The 19,369-nt window shown below is 68.8% G+C and carries 6 protein-coding genes and 1 pseudogene; 3 read left to right on the top strand and 4 right to left on the bottom strand.

What is annotated here, in order from left to right:
* Positions 1 to 2,186, bottom strand: a pseudogene (locus tag ACLQ2U_RS14360) (hypothetical protein); the annotation flags it as partial.
* Positions 2,187 to 2,624: 438 nt separating this feature from the next.
* Positions 2,625 to 6,914 (bottom strand): LamG-like jellyroll fold domain-containing protein, encoded by a 4,290-nt coding sequence (locus tag ACLQ2U_RS14355; protein WP_425751108.1) that lies wholly within the window; start codon positions 6,912 to 6,914, stop codon positions 2,625 to 2,627.
* A gap of 613 nt (positions 6,915 to 7,527) precedes the next feature.
* Between ACLQ2U_RS14355 and ACLQ2U_RS14350 the strand changes: the two genes are divergently transcribed.
* From ACLQ2U_RS14350 to ACLQ2U_RS14340, 3 genes are all read left to right on the top strand, one after another.
* Positions 7,528 to 13,953: an RHS repeat domain-containing protein gene (locus ACLQ2U_RS14350; RefSeq protein WP_425751107.1), complete on the top strand. Its 6,426-nt coding sequence runs from the start codon at positions 7,528 to 7,530 to the stop codon at positions 13,951 to 13,953.
* Positions 13,950 to 14,561 (top strand): DUF6346 domain-containing protein, encoded by a 612-nt coding sequence (locus ACLQ2U_RS14345; protein WP_425751106.1) that lies wholly within the window; start codon positions 13,950 to 13,952, stop codon positions 14,559 to 14,561. Before ACLQ2U_RS14350 ends, ACLQ2U_RS14345 begins: the two co-directional genes overlap by 4 nt.
* A gap of 176 nt (positions 14,562 to 14,737) precedes the next feature.
* The gene (locus tag ACLQ2U_RS14340; RefSeq protein ID WP_425751105.1) at positions 14,738 to 15,154 is read left to right on the top strand and encodes a hypothetical protein; all 417 of its coding nucleotides are present in this window, start codon (positions 14,738 to 14,740) and stop codon (positions 15,152 to 15,154) included.
* 13 nt (positions 15,155 to 15,167) lie between these two features.
* Here ACLQ2U_RS14340 and glgB read toward each other — a convergent pair whose 3' ends face one another.
* Positions 15,168 to 17,270: a 1,4-alpha-glucan branching protein GlgB gene (gene glgB / locus ACLQ2U_RS14335; protein ID WP_425751104.1), complete on the bottom strand. Its 2,103-nt coding sequence runs from the start codon at positions 17,268 to 17,270 to the stop codon at positions 15,168 to 15,170.
* Positions 17,258 to 19,351, bottom strand: coding sequence for a maltotransferase domain-containing protein (locus ACLQ2U_RS14330; protein WP_425751103.1), 2,094 nt, complete (start codon positions 19,349 to 19,351; stop codon positions 17,258 to 17,260). Before ACLQ2U_RS14330 ends, glgB begins: the two co-directional genes overlap by 13 nt.
* Positions 19,352 to 19,369: the final 18 nt, after the last annotated feature.

Genomic DNA, 19,369 nt, shown 5'->3' with positions numbered 1-19,369 from the left:
GTGCCGCTGAACCGACCGGTCAGCACCTGCGCTCCGTTGAAGTCGGCGGGGACGTTGTTGCCGGTGACGCCGTTGCCCCGCGCGCCGATGTTGCTCGCGATCCGGTCCACACCGGTCCCGTTCTTGCCGGCAGCGAGCCAGAGCCCGGACGGCAGATCGTTCGCCGCGCCGACCGTGAGCAGATCCGGAGCGTCGTCACCGGTCAGGTCGGCGTCCACCGCGGTAGCGGCCGGAGTGGCGTTGAAGACCTTGCTGGCGCTGTCGCCGAAGTTGCCACCAGGGGAAAGGCTGGTAACGGTCAGGGTGTTGGTGAACCGCGTCGGGGAGATCGAGATGGTGGCGCTGCCGCTGGCGTCGGCCGGAACGTCGACCGGCGGGCCGGCGTTGAGCTGGTAGACGTACCCGCTCGGGGTGGTGCCGGCGCTGCCCTCGGACTTGCTGACGTTGATGGTGAAGGGCTGACCGACGGTGGTCGAGCCGTCCGCGATCTCGGGCACGTTCGGCGCGCCCGGGCGGGTGGGGTCGAACTTGAAGGTGCAGGTGGCCGACCAGTCACTGGGGGTACGGAAGTCGGTGGCCTGGACCTTCCAGGAGAAGCTGGTGAGCGCGCCGGCTGCTGCGTTGCGCAGGGTGGTCACCGGGACGACGAGGACGGCAGTGGAGCCGGAGGAGTAGGTGAGCAGGCTCGGGTTGGAGGAGGCGAGGGCGGTCTGGGTGGTGTCGGAGGTCTTCCAGAGCTTGAAGGAGACGCCGAGGGTGCCGCCGTTGCGGTCGGAGACTGGCGCGTAGAGGGAGACCCCCGCGTCACCGACGATGGAGCCGCCCGTGCAGGAGGTCTTCGGGGAGGTCGTCATTCCGGTCGGCTTGTTCGGCTTGTGGTTGTAGCGGATGGTCAGCGTGGGGCTGGTCTCCAGGAACTCCTTCCAGCTCTCGGCGTCGCTGGCCTCGTTGGCCGCGACCATCCACAGGGTGCGGGTGGATTTCTTGGCCGCCACGTCGGCTTCGATCTGGTTGGTGATGTCGAAGGAGACGGCGTCGGCGTCGCAGCCGCTGTAGCCGTAGGCGAAGCTCTTCGACGCGATCGCAGTGCCCTTGCTGACGCCCTCCCAGTAGTTCCAGGTGGCGTTGGACGACGACAGCGTGCTGCTGGGGCCGTAGATGTTGACGGTCTTGTCGGTGCAGCTCCAGGACCGGGTGTTGGTGATCTTGAACAGGGCGTCGTAGATCTCCGCCCCGGCCAAGGTGCTGTAGGGCACCGGGAAGTTGATCAGCGTGTTGGAGCGCTGCTCGCCGGAGTTGCCGACCTGCATCCGCCCGATCAGGTCGGGGGTGTCCTTCCAGTAGCTGCTCGACTGGTGCTGGTAGGAGATGGTGGCCCAGCCGCCCATGGTCGGCCCGACGGGGGTCCAGCTGAAGGTCGGGTCGATGTAGACCGGGTAGACGGTCGCTGGGTTGGTGAGCAGTTTGCGGTCCGGGGTGAGGTGCAGCCTGCCGGGGGCGACCATCACGCCGATCGGCGCGGTCTTCGCCGATCGGCCGGGAGCGACGGTGGTCGACATCGCACCGCGCGCGCCCGGCCCGGCCGGAGTGGTGGCGGCGGAGGAGTCCCACATCGCCGGAGCGGGGGCGGTGATGACCGCCTCACCGGCACGGTCCCGACCGGTGATGTTCCCGGCGGTGTCCGTGCCGAGGGTGAAGCCCTTCGTCGCCGTGGAGAGGCTGAGCGTGGCGAGCTTCGGGTTCGCTGCGGCGGCGGGGGTGCGGACGACGAAGACGTGGGAGAAGGAACCCTCACCGTTGACGGTGATGGTCAGGTCCACCCCGGGCAGCACGTTCGGGTATGTGGCCGTCGGGCCGGACAGGGTCGGCGTCGGCAGGGCCAGTGGCGCGGTGACCGACAGGGCGCGGTCGCCGCTGACCATCTGCGCCATCGGCCCGGTCCCACCCGATGACAGGGTGATCTGGTTGGTGGTGGTGGCCGGGGTGATCGTGCCGTCGGCGTGGCGGACCAGGGTCGGGTCCAGGGCCTTCCACTGCCCGTCGACCCGGGCACGGGTCGGTACGGCGGACTGGGTCAGCTCGACCGTGCCGTCCGGGCGGGCGGTGACGACCGAGCTCGAGGTGCCGGCCGCAGTCGCCTCGACCGGCTTACCGGTGCGCCGGGCCTGCACCATGGCCTGATCCATGCCGAGCGAGGTGGCCGCCGGCGTGACCGGGTTGGGTGGAGCCGCGGAAACCGACGTTGCCGACACTCCTGTCGCGCTGACCGTCAGGCTCACCACGGCCACGGACGCCACCCAGGGCATCCGCCGTGCACGCTGTCCAGATCTCATCTCAAGTAACTCCCCGTCCGTGTTGCCTTGACCACTTGGGTCCGTGAGCCTGGCGGCTCCTGCTACTGATTGGTCACCGCATGTGCGGCATGACGCCGTTTGCTCATGATCATCTGCGGATCGTCGTCCGCTCTCGAACCGCGCGCAGGGGGCGGCGAGGCCTACCGGCGCACGACGCGCCGGCGTCCGGCTGAGCCGATCAGTGGCATCACCACCAGTGCTGAACTCGTGGGCGGTAACCGGCGGTGTCCGGGCAGCTCGCGCACGAGCTGCCCGGGCACCGCTTGGCCGCTACAGGAACGAGGGACTTCCCCAGGTGATCGAGCCCACCGGGGCCGTACCCGGGTAGAGGATCATCGTGCCCGCGCTGTTGCGGCGGACCACCAGATCGGTCTTCCCGTCGTTGGTCACGTCGCCCAGGCTCGCGACGCCGAAGTCCCGGCACAGCCCGCAGACCAGCACCCGGGGTCCCCACACGGGGTTCCCGATGGTCGCGGTGTTCGGGTACACGTACATATCCCCGGTGCTGGCCTGACGCACGAACAGGTCGACCTTGCCGTCGTTGTTCACGTCCTCGACGCTGGCGATGTCGAACCCGGTGCACAGGCCGCAGAGCAGGAACCGGCTGCCCCAGGTGATGGCGCCGCCCGTCCCGTTGCCCGGGTAGAGGTACATGTTGCCGGTGCTGGTCTCCCGGACGAACAGGTCGGTCTTGCCGTCCCGGGTGACGTCGTCCAGGTCGGCCAGAGTGAAGTTGGTGCATCCGCCGCAGACCAGGACCCGGGTGCCCCACACCGGATCACCGGTGGCCACGGTGTTCGGGTAGACGTACATGTCGCCCGTGCTGGCGTAACGCATGAACAGGTCGACCTTGCCGTCGTTGTTGGCGTCGGCCAGGGTGAACGAGTCGTACCGCCAGCAGCCGCCGCAGACCACGACGCCGGTGTCGAACGTCCCGACGCCGTCGAGGTTGGTGCCGCGACGCAGGAGGACGTCGCCGTTGGCCTGGGCGATCAGCATGTCGGTGCGACCGTCCCCGGTGACGTCGCGCAGGTTCGATGCCGGTACCTGCTGCGAGTAGTTGCCAGGTGCCGTGGCCTCGGCCGGATTCAAGCTGCGGTTCCAGATCTGGACGTTGCTGATCTGGCCCTTGTAGTACGAGCTCGGCCCGTTGTTGTAGAGGTAGCGGCCGACCACGAAGTTCCCCGTCGTGGGCCATGCCACCGCCGCGCTGTGCGGTGCCGTGCCGGCCAGGACGTCGTTGACGTACAGCGCCATCGTGCTGGTCGACGCGTTGTAGACCGCCACCAGGTGGCTCCACACTCCGAGCTGCACCGGCGTCGAGCTGGCCACCTGGTCGTACGACCAACCGGTGCCGTCCGACCGAGCCATGCCGAACCGCCACGTCTTGTCGCTGTCCTCCTGCCAGAGGATGAACCGGGCGGAGTGCGCGCCGTCCTCGGAGAGGACGATGCCGCCGGCTGCCGTCGGCTTCGCCCACACCGACAGGCTGAAGGACTCCGTCGTGTCGACGAGCGTCCCGCTGCTGGCGAGGTAGCCGGTGCCGCTGGCGTCACCCGCGGTGGCACTGGCGTCGGTGTTCATGCGGATGGCCGGGTCGAACAGGTCGCCCTCGTGCCACCGGACGTTCCCGGCGGCGGTCAGGGGCTTGTTGCCCGTGGTGTCGACCACGGTGGTCACCGTCGCGCCGGCCACGCCCTCGTTGAGCGGGTACGTGTGGGTGGCGGTGGACAGGGTCTGCCGCTGCTGGGCCGTGATGGTGGGCGTGGGCGACAGGCCGACGAGGTGGGCCCTGGTCGCGCCGGCGGTCCCGATGGTCCAGACGTCCGGCGTACCGTCGCCGTTGATGTCGCCCGCGCGCAGCGCGAGGTCCGCGCCGGCGTTCCAGCTGTTCGAGATCGTGTACGGCGTGTAGCTGAGTTGACCGGTGTCGGGGTTGACGGTGAGGTCGCTCCACAGGTGCAGCGCGCCGGTGGTGCGGTTCCAGAGGAACATCGCGGTCCCGCCGGCGAGCTGCGCGGTGGCGATGGTCCAGTTGTTCCAGTCGGTCCCGCCCGTCGGCGTCGCCGCCGAGAGGTCGAAGGTGCCGATGTACCCGCCGACCATGCCCAGGTTCGGGTAGTAGGTCAGGCGGAACCCGTTCGCCGGGTCCCCGCTGATGCCGATGAGGTCCGGGTAGACGGACCCGAGCCGTCGGGTGTCACCGGCGTTGGCGAGCTGGAGCGGCTGGTTGCCCGTCCCGTCGAGAAGCTGCTCGCGCATCACGCTCTGCTGGTTTCCGCTGAGCTGCGACTGGATGACCGAGCCGTCCCCGTTGCCGCGCAGGATGCCGGCGGCGCCGGGGTTCACGCCCCCCGGGTAGTAGACGAAAAGGTCCTGCAGACCCGATCCGAAGAACCTGCCGGCCACGACCTGCGCCCCGTTGAAGTCGCTGGGGGAGCTGGTGCCGGAGGTCCCGTTGCCGAGGGCGCCGACGTTGGTCATCGTGGTCCGGACGGCGCCGCTGTTCATGCCGGGGGCGAGCCACACTCCGGCCGGGATGCCGTTGGCGCCACCGACGGTGAGCAGGTCGGTGGTGTCGTCGCCGGTCAGGTCACCATCTGCGGCAACAGCTGCCGGGTCGGCGTTGAAGGTGATGCTCGCCGCCTCGCCGGCGTTCCCGCCCGCCGACAGGCTCGTGACGGTGAGGGTGTTGGTAAAGCGCGGCGGGGTCACGGTGATGGTGGCGTTGCCGGAGGTGGCGGCGACGGTCGACGGCGGCAGCCCGTTGAGCTGGTAGACGTAGCTGCTCGGCGTCGTGCCTGTGCTGGGCGGCGTCACGGCGAAGGAGACCGGCTTCCCGATGGCCGGCTGTGCCTGCGGCTGGCCGACCTCGGGGGCGCCCGGACGGGTGGGGTCGAACTTGAAGGTGCAGGTGGCCGACCAGTCGCCGGTGGCGCCGAAGTCGGTGGCCTGGACCTTCCAGGAGAAGCTGGTGACGGCGCCGGCCGCAGCCGTGCGCAGGGTGGTCACCGGGACGATGAGCACCGCCGTCGAGCCGGAGGAGTACGTCAGCAGGCTCGGGTTGGACGAGGCGAGCGCGGTCTGGGCGGTGTCGGCGCTCTTCCAGAGCTTGAAGGAGACGCCGAGGGTGCCGCCGTTGCGGTCGGAGACCGGGGCGTAGAGGGAGACCGACCCGTCGCCCACCACGGTGGGGGTGGTGGCGGTGCAGGCGGTCTTCGGGGAGGTGGTCATCCCGGTCGGTGTGTTCGGCTTGTGGTTGTAGAGGATGGTCAGCGTCGGGCTGGTCTCCAGGAACTCCTTCCAGCTCTGGGTGTCGCTGGCTTCGTTCGCGGCGATCATCCGCAGGGTGCGGGTGTCCTTCTTGTTGGTGACGTCGGTCCTGATCTGGCTGGTGATGTCGAAGGAGACGCCGGCGGCGTCGCAGCCGCTGTAGCCGTAGGCGAAGCTCTTGGACGCGGCGAGTGGGCCGTTGCTCTGGGTCTCCCAGTAGTTCCAGGTGGCGTTGCCCGAGCTGAGCACCGTGTTGGGCGCGTAGACGTTGACCGTCTTGTCGGTGCAGCTCCACGACCGGGTGTTGGTGATCTTGAAGGTGGCCGAGTTGATGATCGCCCCGGCCAGGGTGCTGTGGGGGACCGGAAAGTTGATCAGCGTGTTGGAGCGCTGGCTGCCAGAGTTGCCGACCTGCATCCGGCCGATCAGGTCCGGGGTGTCCTTCCAGTAGTTGGTCGACTGGTGCTGGTAGGAGATCGTCGCCCAACCCGACATCTTCGGCCCGACCGGCGTCCAGGTGAACGTCGGATCGATGTAGACGGGGTAGACGGTCTTCGCGGCGGTGAGCATGGCCTGACTCGGGGTGAGGCGCAGCTTCCCGGCGGCCACCTTCACGCCGATGACGGCCGTCTTCGCGCCCTCGCCAGGGGCGTCGGGGCCGGACGTGGTGCTCCGCTCGGTCGGCCCGGCCTGGGTGGTGGCGCGGGCGGAGGTGGAGTCCCACATCGCGGGGGCGGGTGCGGTGAGCACGGTCTTGCCAGCGCGGTCGCGGCCGGTGATGTTGCCGGCGGTGTCGGCGGCGAGCGTGACGCCCTTGCTGCTGGTGGCCAGATCCAGGGAGGCGAGCTGCGGGTTGGCCGCGGCCTGGCGGTTCTTGACGACGAAGACGTGGGAGAAGGAGCCCTCGCCGGTGACCCGGACGGTCAGGTCGACGCCGGGCAGGACTTCGGCGTAGGTGGCGGTCGGCCCGGAGAGGGTCGGGGCCGGGAGGGTCAGTGGTGCGGTGACGGACAGGGCGCGATCGCCGCTGGTCATCGCCGCGAGGGGTCCGGTGCCACCGGGGGAGAGGCGGATCGGGTTGGTGGTGACTGCCGCGGTGATGGTGCCGTCGGGGTGCCGGACGAGCGTCGGGTCGAGGTCCTTCCACTTGCCGTCGACCCGGGTACGGGTCGGAACGGCGGACTGGGTCAGCTCGATGGTGCCGTCCGGGCGGGCGGTGACGGTCGAGGTCGACGTGCCGGCAGCCGAGGCCTCGACCGGCTTGCCGGTGCGCTTCGCCTGCACCATGGCCTGGTCGACACCGAGCGAGGTGGCAGCCGGTTTCGCGGGCGGTGCTGGCGGTGCCGCAGCGGCGGGTGTCGCCACCAGGGCGAACGCCGCCGACGCGACGACGATGCTGCCCGCCGTCGTGGACGCAAGCAGGCTTGTCCCTTGTGGACGATGTACCGATGACATGAAGAGCTGTACCCCCGTGTGCAAGTCCGACGGACGCGCGGGCACGCGCCCGGTGAGCGGCCACAGTGAACCAGCCGTCGCGGGCTCCACGGAACGCCTCCCGTCACATCACGTCGTCCCTTTCGCGCTCACTGCGACCGATTTGACTCAGCGATCCTCGGTGATCGTTATCGCCTCGTTACCATCGATGATGGCTGACATGACACATTGATCGCGCCACGGGGGTGCGCGATCGAACACCCTGCGTGGCCCTTGTCGTTCTCGCAGAGGTGAGGTTCGGATGGTCGGACACGGGGGCATACGCCTGCTGACTCGTCCCAGACGTCTGGTCGCGGTTGCCGCGGCAGCGTCGCTGGTGGCGGGCTTGTTGTCGGGTACGCCAGCGTCGGCGAAACCTGAGGGTGGGGAGTTGGCGGCGGCGCCGGCGACCTCGCCGGGTCGGTCGGTGAAGGGCGTGAAGCCGTTGCCGACGAAGTTCGTGACGCCGCCGGACGACGCGGAGTCGACGTACCGGCCGACGCGGACCACGTGGCCGCAGGCCGCTTCCGCCCAGGTGGACCTGGCGGCTGCGGCTGCTGGCGCGCGGGTGGCGGCGCCGGGGAAGGCGCGGGCGGCGGGTACGCCGGTGTGGGCGCAGCCGGTGGCGGCGAAGGTCGGTCGGTCGGCTGGTCCGCGGCGGCTGGAGGTGACGGTCGCCGACCGGAAGGCGGCCGAGGCGGCCGGAGTGGACGGTGTGCTGCTGTCCGTCACGCCGGACGTCGCCTCCGGTGCGGTCCGGGTGGGTGTGGACTACGCCGGGTTCGCGGAGGCGTACGGCGGTAACTACGGGTCGCGGTTGAGGCTGGTCCAGCTGCCGGCATGCGCCCTGACCACTCCTGGAGTGGCCGCCTGCCGCACGGCGATGCCGCTGGCGTCGACCAACGACGCGGCGGCGAGGACGGTGTCGGCCGAGGTGCCGATGACCGGCTCGGACGCCCGGGCGGCGAGCAGCAGTCTGATGGTGCTGGCGGCGGTGTCCGCGGCGGGCGAGGAGGGCGGCAAGGGCGGCACGTACGCTGCCACCGACCTGAAGCCCTCCGGCTCCTGGACCGGTGGTGGCAGCACCGGCTCCTTCACGTACTCGTACCCGATCACCGTGCCGCCGGCGGCCTCGGACCTGGTGCCGACCGTGGCGCTGTCCTATGACTCCGGCAGCGTGGACGGGCAGACCGCGTCGACCAACGCCCAGGCGTCCTGGGTGGGTGACGGCTGGTCGACTCCCCGCTCGTATGTCGAGCAGACGTTCGCCTCCTGCATGGATGAGCCGGGCGGCAGTCCCTCGCCGGTGAAGACGTCCGACCGGTGCTACGACGGGCCGATCCTGACCCTGTCCTTGAAGGGCTCGTCAACGGCGCTCGTCTGGGATGCGACGAAGGAGGTGTGGGAGCCGGAGACGGATAACGGTGAGGTCATCACCCACGTCGTCAACTCGAACAACGGCACTGGCACCTACAACACCGACTACTGGCGGGTGACGCTGCGCGACGGCACCGTGTACGAGTTCGGTCGTAACCGGCTGCCTGGCTGGGCGTCGGGCAAGGCGGAGACGAAGTCGGTGGACCACACGCCGGTGTACTCGCCGCACTCGGGCGACCCCTGCTACAACGCGGCGGGTTTCTCGTCGTCGGTGTGCACGATGGCGCACCGGTGGAACCTGGACTACGTCAAGGACGTCCACGGCAATGCGATGGCCTACTACTACAACCAGGCCACGAACTTCTACGGCCGGAACAAGGGCGCCACCGACGTTTCCTACGTCCGAGACAGCAACCTGGCGCGGATCGACTACGGGTTCACCGACGGCAACGCCTACGGCACCGTGCCGAACCGGGTGGTGTTCAACACCGGCGACCGTTGCCTGTCCGGCACCTGCCAGCCGCTGAACTCCACCAACAAGGCGAACTGGCCCGACGTGCCGTTCGACCTGATCTGCAACTCCGGTGTCGACTGTGACGACTGGAGCCCGGCGTTCTTCTCGACCGTCCGACTGACATCCATCGAGGCGCAGCAGTACAACACGGCCACCTCGGCCTACGAGAAGGTCGACTCCTACGCGCTCGCGCACACCATGCCGGCCACCGGCGACGGCACCTCGCCCACCCTGTGGATGAGTTCGATCACCCGCACCGGCCACGACACCAGCGCCGGCGGCTCGACCGCGGCCATCAGCCTGCCGTCGATGTCGTTCACCGGTGTCAAGCTGGCCAACCGGGTGGACACCACCGGCGGGCTGCCGTCGTTCTACCGGCAGCGCATCGCCACGGTCACCACCGAAACCGGCTCAGTCATCTCCCCCAGCTACGAACTGCCGGTGCCCTGCACCGCGCCAGTGACCACCGACCCGGCGACGAACACCAAATCGTGTTACCCGGTGTACTGGACCCCGGACGGATATGTGAACCAGTTCCGGGACTGGTTCAACAAGTACGCCGTCACCCGCGTGACCTCCACCGACCCCACCGGTGGCGCCGCAGCCCTGTCGACCAGTTACAAGTACCTCGGCGGTGCGGCGTGGCACTACGACGAGAACGAGGTCGTCAAGGCCAAGTACCGCACCTACGGCCAGTTCCGCGGCTACGGCAAGGTCCAGACCCTCAGCGGTGACGGCGTCAACGACCGCCGCACCCAGTCCGAGTCCGTCTACTACCGCGGCATGTCCAAGAACAACAACACCACCGTGGTCAACCTGACCGACTCCGCCGGGGGTGTGCACGAGGACGTCGACGAACTTGCCGGCAAGGAGCTCGAGAGCACGAAGTATCTCGGCGAAGGCGGCCGGGTGGACTCTTCGAGCATCACCTCCTACTGGGTGTCCGGCGCAACCGCCACCCGCAGCCGCACAGGGTTGTCGGCGTTGACGGCACAATGGGTCGCGCCGATCAAGACCTACACCCGCCAGGCGATCACCAGCGGCGCATCGACGACCTGGCGGTACACGGCTACCGACAACAGCTACGACGCGAACACCGGCAGCGCGACGTTCGGTGAGCTGGAGAACAGCTACACCTACACGGTGCCGGTCGACACCGCCTACGACCAGTGCACCACCTACACCTTCGCGCCGGTCAACACCGGCAAGAACCTGGTCGGTCTGGTGAGTCAGACCGAGACGGTGTCTGTGGCATGCGGCGGGTTCACCCAGGGCAGCCCGGCCTCGGAGCCAGGCAGCGTCAACACGCTCACGGCGCCGACGACGGTCAACCGGCCCTCGCAGGTGGTCAAGGTTGAGCGGAACTTCTACGACGATCCGTCATTCGCCACCACGTTCCCCCAGACGGCGGCCCCGTCAAAGGGTGACGTCACGATGACGCAGGTGGCCAAGGACCACGTCTCCGGCGCCTACACCTGGCAGACCGACGAGAAGTCGACCTACGACTCCTCCGGCCGGGTGACGGACTCGTACGACGCCAAGGGCAACAAGACCACGGCCGGCTACACCATCAACGCGGTCAACCTGGTCACCGGGACGTCCAGCACGAACCCCGCGGGACACGTGTCGTCGACGTCGGTGAACCCACGCCGGGGACACACCCTCACCGCCACGGACGCGAACAGCGTCGTGATCCGTCAACAGTACGATGCGCTCGGACGTGCCACCTCGACCTGGCTGCACTCCCGCCCGACGTCCAGCCCCGCCAACTACAAGTTCACCTACGCGGTCTCGAAGACCGGAGTGTCCGCCACCACGACGGATACCCTGAACAACTCCAACGGCTACCAGAAGTCCGTCACCATCTACGACGCGTTGCTACGGACTCGGCAGACCCAGTCGGTCACCCCGCAGGGCGGCCGGATGATCACCGACACGTTCTACGACACCCGCGGTTTCACCCGGGCGTCGTACAACGGCTGGTGGGACGACGCGACCACGCCGACGGTGAGCACGCCGGTGTCGGCGGCCGACCTGGGCAAGCAGGTGCCGAACCAGACCTTCACCACCTACGACGGCCTGGGGCGTGCGGTGGTGGTCACCAGCGCGAAGAACGGCGTGACCGTCTCGGAGACGATGAACGTCTACCTCGGTGACCGGATCACGTCCGTGCCGCCGTTGGGTGGGGTCGTCAAGACCACCGTCAGCGACCCGCTCGGCAAGGACAAGGAGCTGCACGAGTACAGCGCGCGGCCGACCGTGACCACGCCGGCGGACACGTTCACCGGTACGTTCACCGTCACCGGCGGCACCGCCACGGTCAGCACCTACGGATACGACGGACACGGCAACCGGTCGACGCTCAGCGACGCCGACGACAACGTGTGGACGTCGACCTACAACCTGCTCGGCCAGGTGGTGGCGAAGTCCGACCCGGACGCCGGCAACAGCAGCATGGTCTACGACGCCAACGGCAACGTCGTGCAGAGCACCGACGGTCGCACCAAGACCCTGTCGTTCACCTATGACGCCCTCGACCGCAAGATCGGCGAGTACGCGTCGACGGTGGCCAGCCAGTCGTCGGCGAACCAGCGCGGGGCGTGGATCTACGACAACAGCAACGCCGTCGCCGGCGTCACCAACGCCGTCGGCAAGCTGACGACCACCATCGCCTACCGCGGTGGGCAGGCGTACACCACGCAGCAGAAGGCCTTCAACGTCTTCGGCAGCTCGCTCGGCTCGACGGTCACGATCCCCGGCACTGAAGGGGCTCTGAGTGGGTCGTACGTGTTCGGCCACTCGTACACGTCGGTGCTGGGCCTGCCCCTGACCGACACCTACCCGGCCAAGGGCAGCCTGCCGTCGGAGACCGTGTTGCACGGCTACGCCGGGGTGATGGACCTGCCCACGACGCTCGGTGGGGCGGCGGGGTACGCCAACGGGGTGACCTATGACGCGTGGGGTCGGGTGAACCAGCAGACCCTGGGTTCGGGCACGAACCTCGCGTACGTCACCAATACCTATGACACGCACACTGCGCGGTTGACCAACCAGCTCGTCACCCGTTCCACCGCGACACCGTCGAAAGTGGACGAGCAGGAGTACAAGTACGACCTGGCCGGCAACATCACTCGCAAGATCAGTAAGCGGCTCGGGGCGATCACCCCGGCCGAGACCCAGTGTTACGGCTACGACGGCCTGGCCCGGCTCACCGAGGCCTGGACCGGCACCGACGCCTGCGCCACCACGCCGACCACCACCAACAAGACCATGGTCGGCAACACCATCGGCGCCGGTAGCGCCTACTGGACCAGCTGGCAGATCGACTTGATCGGAAACCGCACCCAGCAGGTCGAGCACAACCTGACCGGCGGCACCGACATCACCACCGACTACACCTACGACGGCAACGGTCAGAACAAGCCCCACACCCTGACCTCCACCACCAAGACCGGCGGCGCCACCGGCACCACGTCGTACACCTACGACGCGTCCGGCAACACCACCGGCCGCAACGCCGCCCAGGGCAACCAGATCCTCACCTGGGACGACGCCGGCAAACTCGCCGGAGTCACCGGCGGCGCCAGCGGCGACAACTCGTTCGTCTACGACGCCGACGGCAACCTGCTGCTGCAGAAGGAACCCGGCAAGAACACCCTCTACCTGCCCGGGCAGCAGCTCACCCTCAACACCGCCACCAGCGTCATCGACGGCAACCGCTACTACGCACTCCCGGGCGGGGGCAGTTGCGTCCGCTCCGGCAGCGGCACGGCGTACACCTTCGCCATCGCCGACCACCAGGGCACTCCGACCCTCTACCTCAACAACACCGCCCAGAACCCCACCTGGAGGCAGTACACCCCCTACGGCGGCCCCCGCGGCGCCGCCGTCACTGCACCCGACAATCGCGGATTCCTCAACAAGCCGATGAGCCCGACCGGACTCACCATGGTCGGCGCACGCGCCTACGATCCGACACTCGGCCGGTTCGTGTCCGTCGACCCGGTGCAGGACACTGGCCAGCCGCAGCAGTGGAACGGCTACTCCTACGCCAACAACACGCCGGTCACCTCCAGCGACCCCACCGGCATGATTCCCGACGACTGCAAATACTTCGACTGCTACGGCTACAACCCGACGACCGGGTGCAAGCACGGGTGTGGCTCGACGGACAACGTCAGCTGGGGCAAGGCGACCGGCAAGAGCACCAGCAAGGCCAAGCCCGGTGGGAAGTACGTGCCCCCGCCGCGGCACAAGCCCAAGCCCAAGCAGAGCGAGTGCGGTGTCCTGTCCTGGGTCTGCAAGAAGGCGTCCCAGGCCAAGGACTGGGCGGTCGAACATAAGGAAGATCTGGCAGGCGTGGCGCTCGGCATCGTGGTGGGCGTAGGGTGTACCGCGCTCACGGGGGGCGCAGGTGTCGTCGTGTGCGGAGCCCTGGGCGGCGCCCTGAGTTCCGGGCTGACGGGCTATCTGAAGGGGGAGCGGGGAATGGAGCTCGCTGTCAGCATCGGGAGTGGAGCCATCTTGGGCGCACTTGGTGGCGCCGCGGGATCGGTTCTTGGTGCAGGCGCGGGTGCCCTCTCCCAAGGTATGAAGGTCGCCGGCAAGGAGATGGCAAAGGCCGGAGGAAAACTTATCCCCGGCGTTGGTCAAACGCTGCGAGGGATGGTCAGCGCGGGCAAGTACGGGAATGGCACAATGCGCGGGTTCGTGTCGGAGAGCAGATACCTAATGGTTCGCGAGGCTATGTCTTTGGGTTCGCACGAGAGGCAGGCGCTGGCGATCACGACGGATATCGCCAGAGGTGCGCTGTCCGCGAGGAACGGGATAATTCCGGCCGCCGTATCGGGAGCCGCGCCGGGCACCTGGAATGATGTGAAGGACATTTACAACGGAAACTGGAAATACAAGCCGGAGAACACCATCGGGTCACTAGTGGGAGCTGGGTTCGGGGACTCGTGACGGACGCCACACCGGAGCGCTACGCGGACATTCATCGCGAGCAGATCGTCGCGTATGAACGGCGTGGGCCATTCTGGGGCCGGCTGAGCCAGTTACTGGTGGCAGTCACACTGCTTGCTGGGGTGGTTCTCTCCTCCTTGCTGCTCGACACCGTCGCAAGTTTCTATTCAGGGACGGGGGTGACGAAGTCCTCCCCCAGGGAACAGTCTGCGGAAGCGACGGTGGAGGAGTGTCAGCGACTGGGTCCGGTGAGCACGTACGGGTTCGGTTACTGGTGGCGCTGTGACGTCACGGTGCGGATGGGCGATGGTCGGACTGTTCGAACGACAGTGGGTCATTCCGTTGTAACCCCTGGCGACCGCGGACGGGCGGTGGAGTTCCGTGAAGCTTGCTTTGGAAAGAACAACACCGATTGCAACTACGGTCGGCCAACTTCGCGGTTGTGGGGCCTCGCCCTGGCGTTGGCGGGCATGCTCAATTTCGCCATATCGCTTTTCTTGATCGTTGGTGCCGGCTTCTATCTGGTACGCGCAGTAGTTGGAGTCCCCAGGTACTTCGCCTGGTACAACCGGCGGAAGCGCGGTGGCTCCCGGACTTCTGTCCCCTGATGGACTGCCTGGCGATCCCCTGGGAGTTGAACGACTCATCGCTCAACTCCCAGGGGCGCTTCCCCTGACCGTACTGCCGCCGGGATCTTGACTGCGCTATCGTCTCGCTGCGAACAGCGGGCCGAGCGGTCGTCGGCGGCTGCGGTGTTCGGAGCCAGATGCCTAGGAGGGCTTTCGTGGTTGAGTCGAGCAGTGCGTTCCGTCAGGCTACGGTGGACATCACGCTGAGTCACCCTGCAGCAACGTTCCTCTACCGGGCCACGAAGCCTCGAATGCGGCTGGACGGAGTGGAGATTCCGGCGCGCGGCTGGGGCATCCATCGCCTGCCGGTCACCCCTGGGCGTCACCGTTTGGAGGTCTGGGTGCCGTATGTCCTGCCCAGAAAGGCGGGCCGGGCCAGCCATGAATTCCTGGTCGGTGAGGGCAAGAAGCTAGAACTGGAGTACCTGGCCCCGACGGTCACCTTTGCGCGAGGGTCGCTCGGCGCTCCCGGCGAACAGAAATCGGTCGGTCACTCCACCGTGATGGTGCTCAACATCGTCGCCGCAGTCGTCGTGCTGGTGATGTGCGCCGTTCTCGCTTTCACCAGCTGACCGTCGCCGGTCCTCACCCCTGCCGGAGCCAGAGCACCCCCAGCGGCGGCACCCGCAGCGCCACCGACGCCGCCATGCCGTGCCAGGGGATGTCCTGGGCGTGCACCGCGCCGAGGTTCCCCACCCCCGACCCGCCGTAGTGCTGCGCGTCGGTGTTGATCACCTCGGTCCAGGTGCCGGCCGCAGGCAGCCCGACCCGGTAGTCCTCCAGCGGCGTCGCGGAGAAGTTCGCCACGCAGACCAGGGTCGCGCCGTCCGGAGCGATCCGGACGAACGAGACGGTGTTATGGGCGACGTCGTCCCCGGCGATCCAGCGGAACCCGGCCGGCTCGGTGTCCTGCGCCCAGAGGGCGGGGGTGTCCCGGTAGACGGCGTTCAGGTCACCGACGAGGCGCTGCACGCCGGCCCGGGCCGGGTCGTGCAGCAGGTACCAGTCGAGGCCGCGCTCCTCGCTCCACTCCCGGTCGTCGGCCAGCTCGCAGCCCATGAAGAGCAGCTGCTTGCCCGGATGCGCCCACATGTACGCCAGCAGCGCCCGCACGTTGGCCAGCCGCTGCCAGGTGTCGCCGGGCATCTTGCCGGCCAGTGAACCCTTGCCGTGCACCACCTCGTCGTGGCTGATCGGCAGCACGTAGTTCTCGCTCCAGGCGTACGCCAGGGAGAAGGTCAGCTGGTGGTGGTGGTGCTGCCGGTAGATCGGGTCCTTCGAGGTGTAGAGCAGGGTGTCGTGCATCCAGCCCATGTTCCACTTGAACCCGAAGCCCAGCCCACCCTCGGCGGTCGGCCGGGTCACCCCGGGCCAGGCGGTCGACTCCTCGGCGACCATCACCACCCCGGCGTGGTGCTTGTAGACGGTGGCGTTGACCTCCTGCAGGAAGGCGATCGCCTCCAGGTTCTCCCGGCCGCCGTACCGGTTGGGCAGCCACTCCCCCTCCTCGCGGGAGTAGTCGAGGTAGAGCATCGAGGCGACTGCGTCGACCCGCAGCCCGTCGACGTGGAACTCCTCGCACCAGTAGAGCGCGTTGGCGACCAGGAAGTTGCGTACCTCGCGGCGGCCGAAGTCGAAGACGTACGTGCCCCAGTCGGGGTGCTCGCCGCGGCGCGGGTCGGGGTGCTCGTAGAGCGGGGTGCCGTCGAACCGCGCGAGGGCCCACTCGTCCTTGGGGAAGTGCGCCGGCACCCAGTCCAGGATCACCCCGATGCCGGCCGAGTGCAGCCGGTCCACCAGGTAGCGGAAGTCGTCCGGGTCGCCGAACCGGGACGTCGGCGCGTAGTAGCCGGTGACCTGGTAACCCCAGGAGCCACCGAACGGGTGCTCCATCACCGGCAGGAACTCCACGTGGGTGAAGCCCAGCTCGGTCACGTACGCGGTCAGCTCCTCGGCCAGCTCCCGGTAGCCCAGCCCGGGCCGCCACGAACCGAGGTGCACCTCGTACACGCTCATCGGCTCCTGGTGCGGCAGCCGGTGGACGCGCCGCTCCAGCCAGCCGGCGTCGGACCACTGGTACGTGGAGTGGTGCACCACCGAGGCGGTGGCCGGCGCCGTCTCGGCGTACGTGGCGAGCGGGTCGGCCTTGTCCCGCCACTGCCCGTCGGCGCCGAGGATCCGGTACTTGTAGCGGGCGCCGACCTGCGCGCCCGGCACGAAGATCTCCCACACCCCGCTGGAGCCGAGCGAGCGCATCGGCCAGCCGTCGTCGGGGCCCCAGCCGGTGAAGTCGCCGACCACCCGCACCCCGCCGGCGTTGGGCGCCCACACCGAGAAGGCCACCCCCTCGTCGAAGACCCGGGCGCCGAGCGCCTCCCAGAGCCGCTCGTGCCGCCCCTCGCCGATCAGATGCAGATCCAGCTCGCCGACGGTGGGCGGGTAGCGGTACGGATCGTCGCCGACGTGGCCGTCGGCCTCGACCCGGTAGTCGAGGACCTCGCCCGGCACCACGGCCTCGAAGACGCCGACGTCGTGCAGCCGCTTCATCGGGTGCCGCTCACCGTCGACGACGACGGCCACGTCCGAGGCTCCCCGGCGCATCGCGCGGATCGTCGTCCGCCCGTCGGCGGGGTGCGCGCCGAGCAGGGCGTGCGGGTCGTGCGTCGCGCCGGCGATCAGCTGGTCCATCGGGCGTCCTTCGGGGCGAAAGCGGTCGGTGCGGTGCCACCCGAGAGGTCGGACGGCACGTCGGAGACGGTGAGGTCGGCCGGAGCTGTCCCGGCGGGCTCCGGTTCGGCCGGAACGGTCGGGCGGCGCACGACGAGCACGTGCGCGGGTTGGAGGTACGGGTCGAGGCGGACGGCGTTGCGCTGCCCCCACTCGTAGTGCGCCCCGGTCAGCTCGTCGTGCACGGTGAACCGTTCGTGCCAGTCGAAGCCGAGCGCCGGCATGTCCAGGGTGGTGTTGCCCCACTGGACGGTGTGCGGGTCGAACGAGCAGATCACGATGACCGTGTTGCCGGTCTCCGGGTCGTGTTTGGACCAGCAGAGCAGCGCCGGGTTGTCGATGTCGTGGAAGCGCAGGTTGCGCAGCGCGTGCAGGGCCGGGTTGTCGCGGCGTACCCGGTTGAGGGTGGTGATGAACGGGGCCAGCGAGCGGCCGTGCGCCTGGGCGCCGGCCCAGTCCCGGGGGCGCAGCTCGTACTTCTCGTTGTCCAGGTATTCCTCGGCGCCGGGGCGGGGCACGTGTTCGAAGAGCTCGTAGCCGGCGTAGATGCCCCAGGAGGGGGAGAGCAGCGCGGCCAGCACCGCCCTGATCTTGAACATCGGCGGGCCGCCGTGCTGCAACGACTCGTGCAGGATGTCCGGTGTGTTGGGCCAGAAGTTCGGCCGCATGTAGTCGGCCGCCGCGACCAGCTCCTCGCAGTACGCCCGCATCTCCGCGGCGGTCGTGCGCCAGGTGAAGTACGTGTACGACTGGGTGAAGCCGATCTTGCCGAGCCCGTGCATGATCGCCGGGCGGGTGAACGCCTCGGCGAGGAAGAGCACGTCCGGGTCGACCTTCTTGACCTCGCCGATCAGCCAGTGCCAGAAGTCGAACGGCTTGGTGTGCGGGTTGTCGACCCGGAAGATCCTGATGCCCTCGCCGACCCAGTGCAGCACCACCCGCAGCACCTCGGCCCGGATGCCCTCCGGGTCGTTGTCGAAGTTCACCGGGTAGATGTCCTGGTATTTCTTGGGCGGGTTCTCCGCGTACGCGATGCTGCCGTCGGCCCGGGTGGTGAACCACTCCGGGTGCTCGGTCACCCAGGGGTGGTCCGGCGCGCACTGCAACGCCAGGTCCATCGCCACCTCCAGGCCCTGCTCCGCGGCGGCCGCGATGAAGTCGCGGAAGTCGGCCGGCGTACCCAGGTCGGGGTGGATGGCGTCGTGGCCGCCCTCGGCGGCGCCGATCGCCCACGGCGAGCCGACGTCGTCCGGCCCGGCGGTGAGCGAGTTGTTGCGGCCCTTGCGGTTGACCCGGCCGATCGGGTGGATCGGCGGCAGGTAGAGCACGTCGAAGCCCATCGCCGCGACCCCGGGCAGCCGGTCGGTCGCGGTGACGAAGGTGCCGGACCGGGCCGGGGCGTCGACGGTCGCCGGGACGGCGCCCTCGGAGCGGGGAAAGAACTCGTACCAGGCGCAGAAGAGCGCCCGGGGACGGTCCACCCAGAGCCGGTACTCGTCGCCGGTGGTGACCAGCTCCCGCACCGGGTGCGCCCAGAGCAGGTCGGCCAGGTCGAGCGCCGGGGCGACCCGCCGGGGCAGGTCGAGCTTCGTGTCGCGCAGCGCGGCGACCGCCGCCCGTACCCGCTTCGTGTCGGCGGCCGGGACCAGCTCGACCGCCGCCGCCAGCACTCGGGCGCCCTCGGCCAGGTCGTTGGCCAGGTCCTCCGGGCCCTGCCCGGCGGCGATCTTCTTGGTGACCGCGTTCTGCCAGGTCAGGTACGGGTCCTGGAACGCCTCGACGGTGAAGACCCACTCGCCGACCGCGTCCGGCCGGATGGTCGCGTGCCAGCGGTCCTGGCCCGGCTCACCCGGACGCATCCGGGTGAACGGGCGCGGCGCGCCGTCCGGGCCGAGCCAGACCACGTTGCAGCCGAGCGCGTCGTGACCCTCCCGGTAGGCGCGGGCCGACACCGGCACCACCTCGTCGACCACCGCCTTGGCCGGGTAGCGACCGCAGGCGACGACGGGGGAGACGTCTTCGATCGGGAACCGTCCGCTCACACCGCCAACCTACTGTGC

It is taken from the genome of Micromonospora sp. DT47, assembly GCF_049844475.1.
In the GTDB taxonomy this organism is placed as follows: domain Bacteria; phylum Actinomycetota; class Actinomycetes; order Mycobacteriales; family Micromonosporaceae; genus Micromonospora.
This window is presented reverse-complemented; position numbering and strand designations above follow the sequence as displayed.

Bases quoted from the DNA above. Each gene is read 5' to 3' on its own strand.
- glgB (WP_425751104.1), bottom strand. From the start codon at position 17,270: ATGGACCAGCTGATCGCCGGCGCGACGCACGACCCGCACGCCCTGCTC.
- ACLQ2U_RS14355 (WP_425751108.1), bottom strand. From the start codon at position 6,914: ATGGTGCAGGCGAAGCGCACCGGCAAGCCGGTCGAGGCCTCGGCTGCC.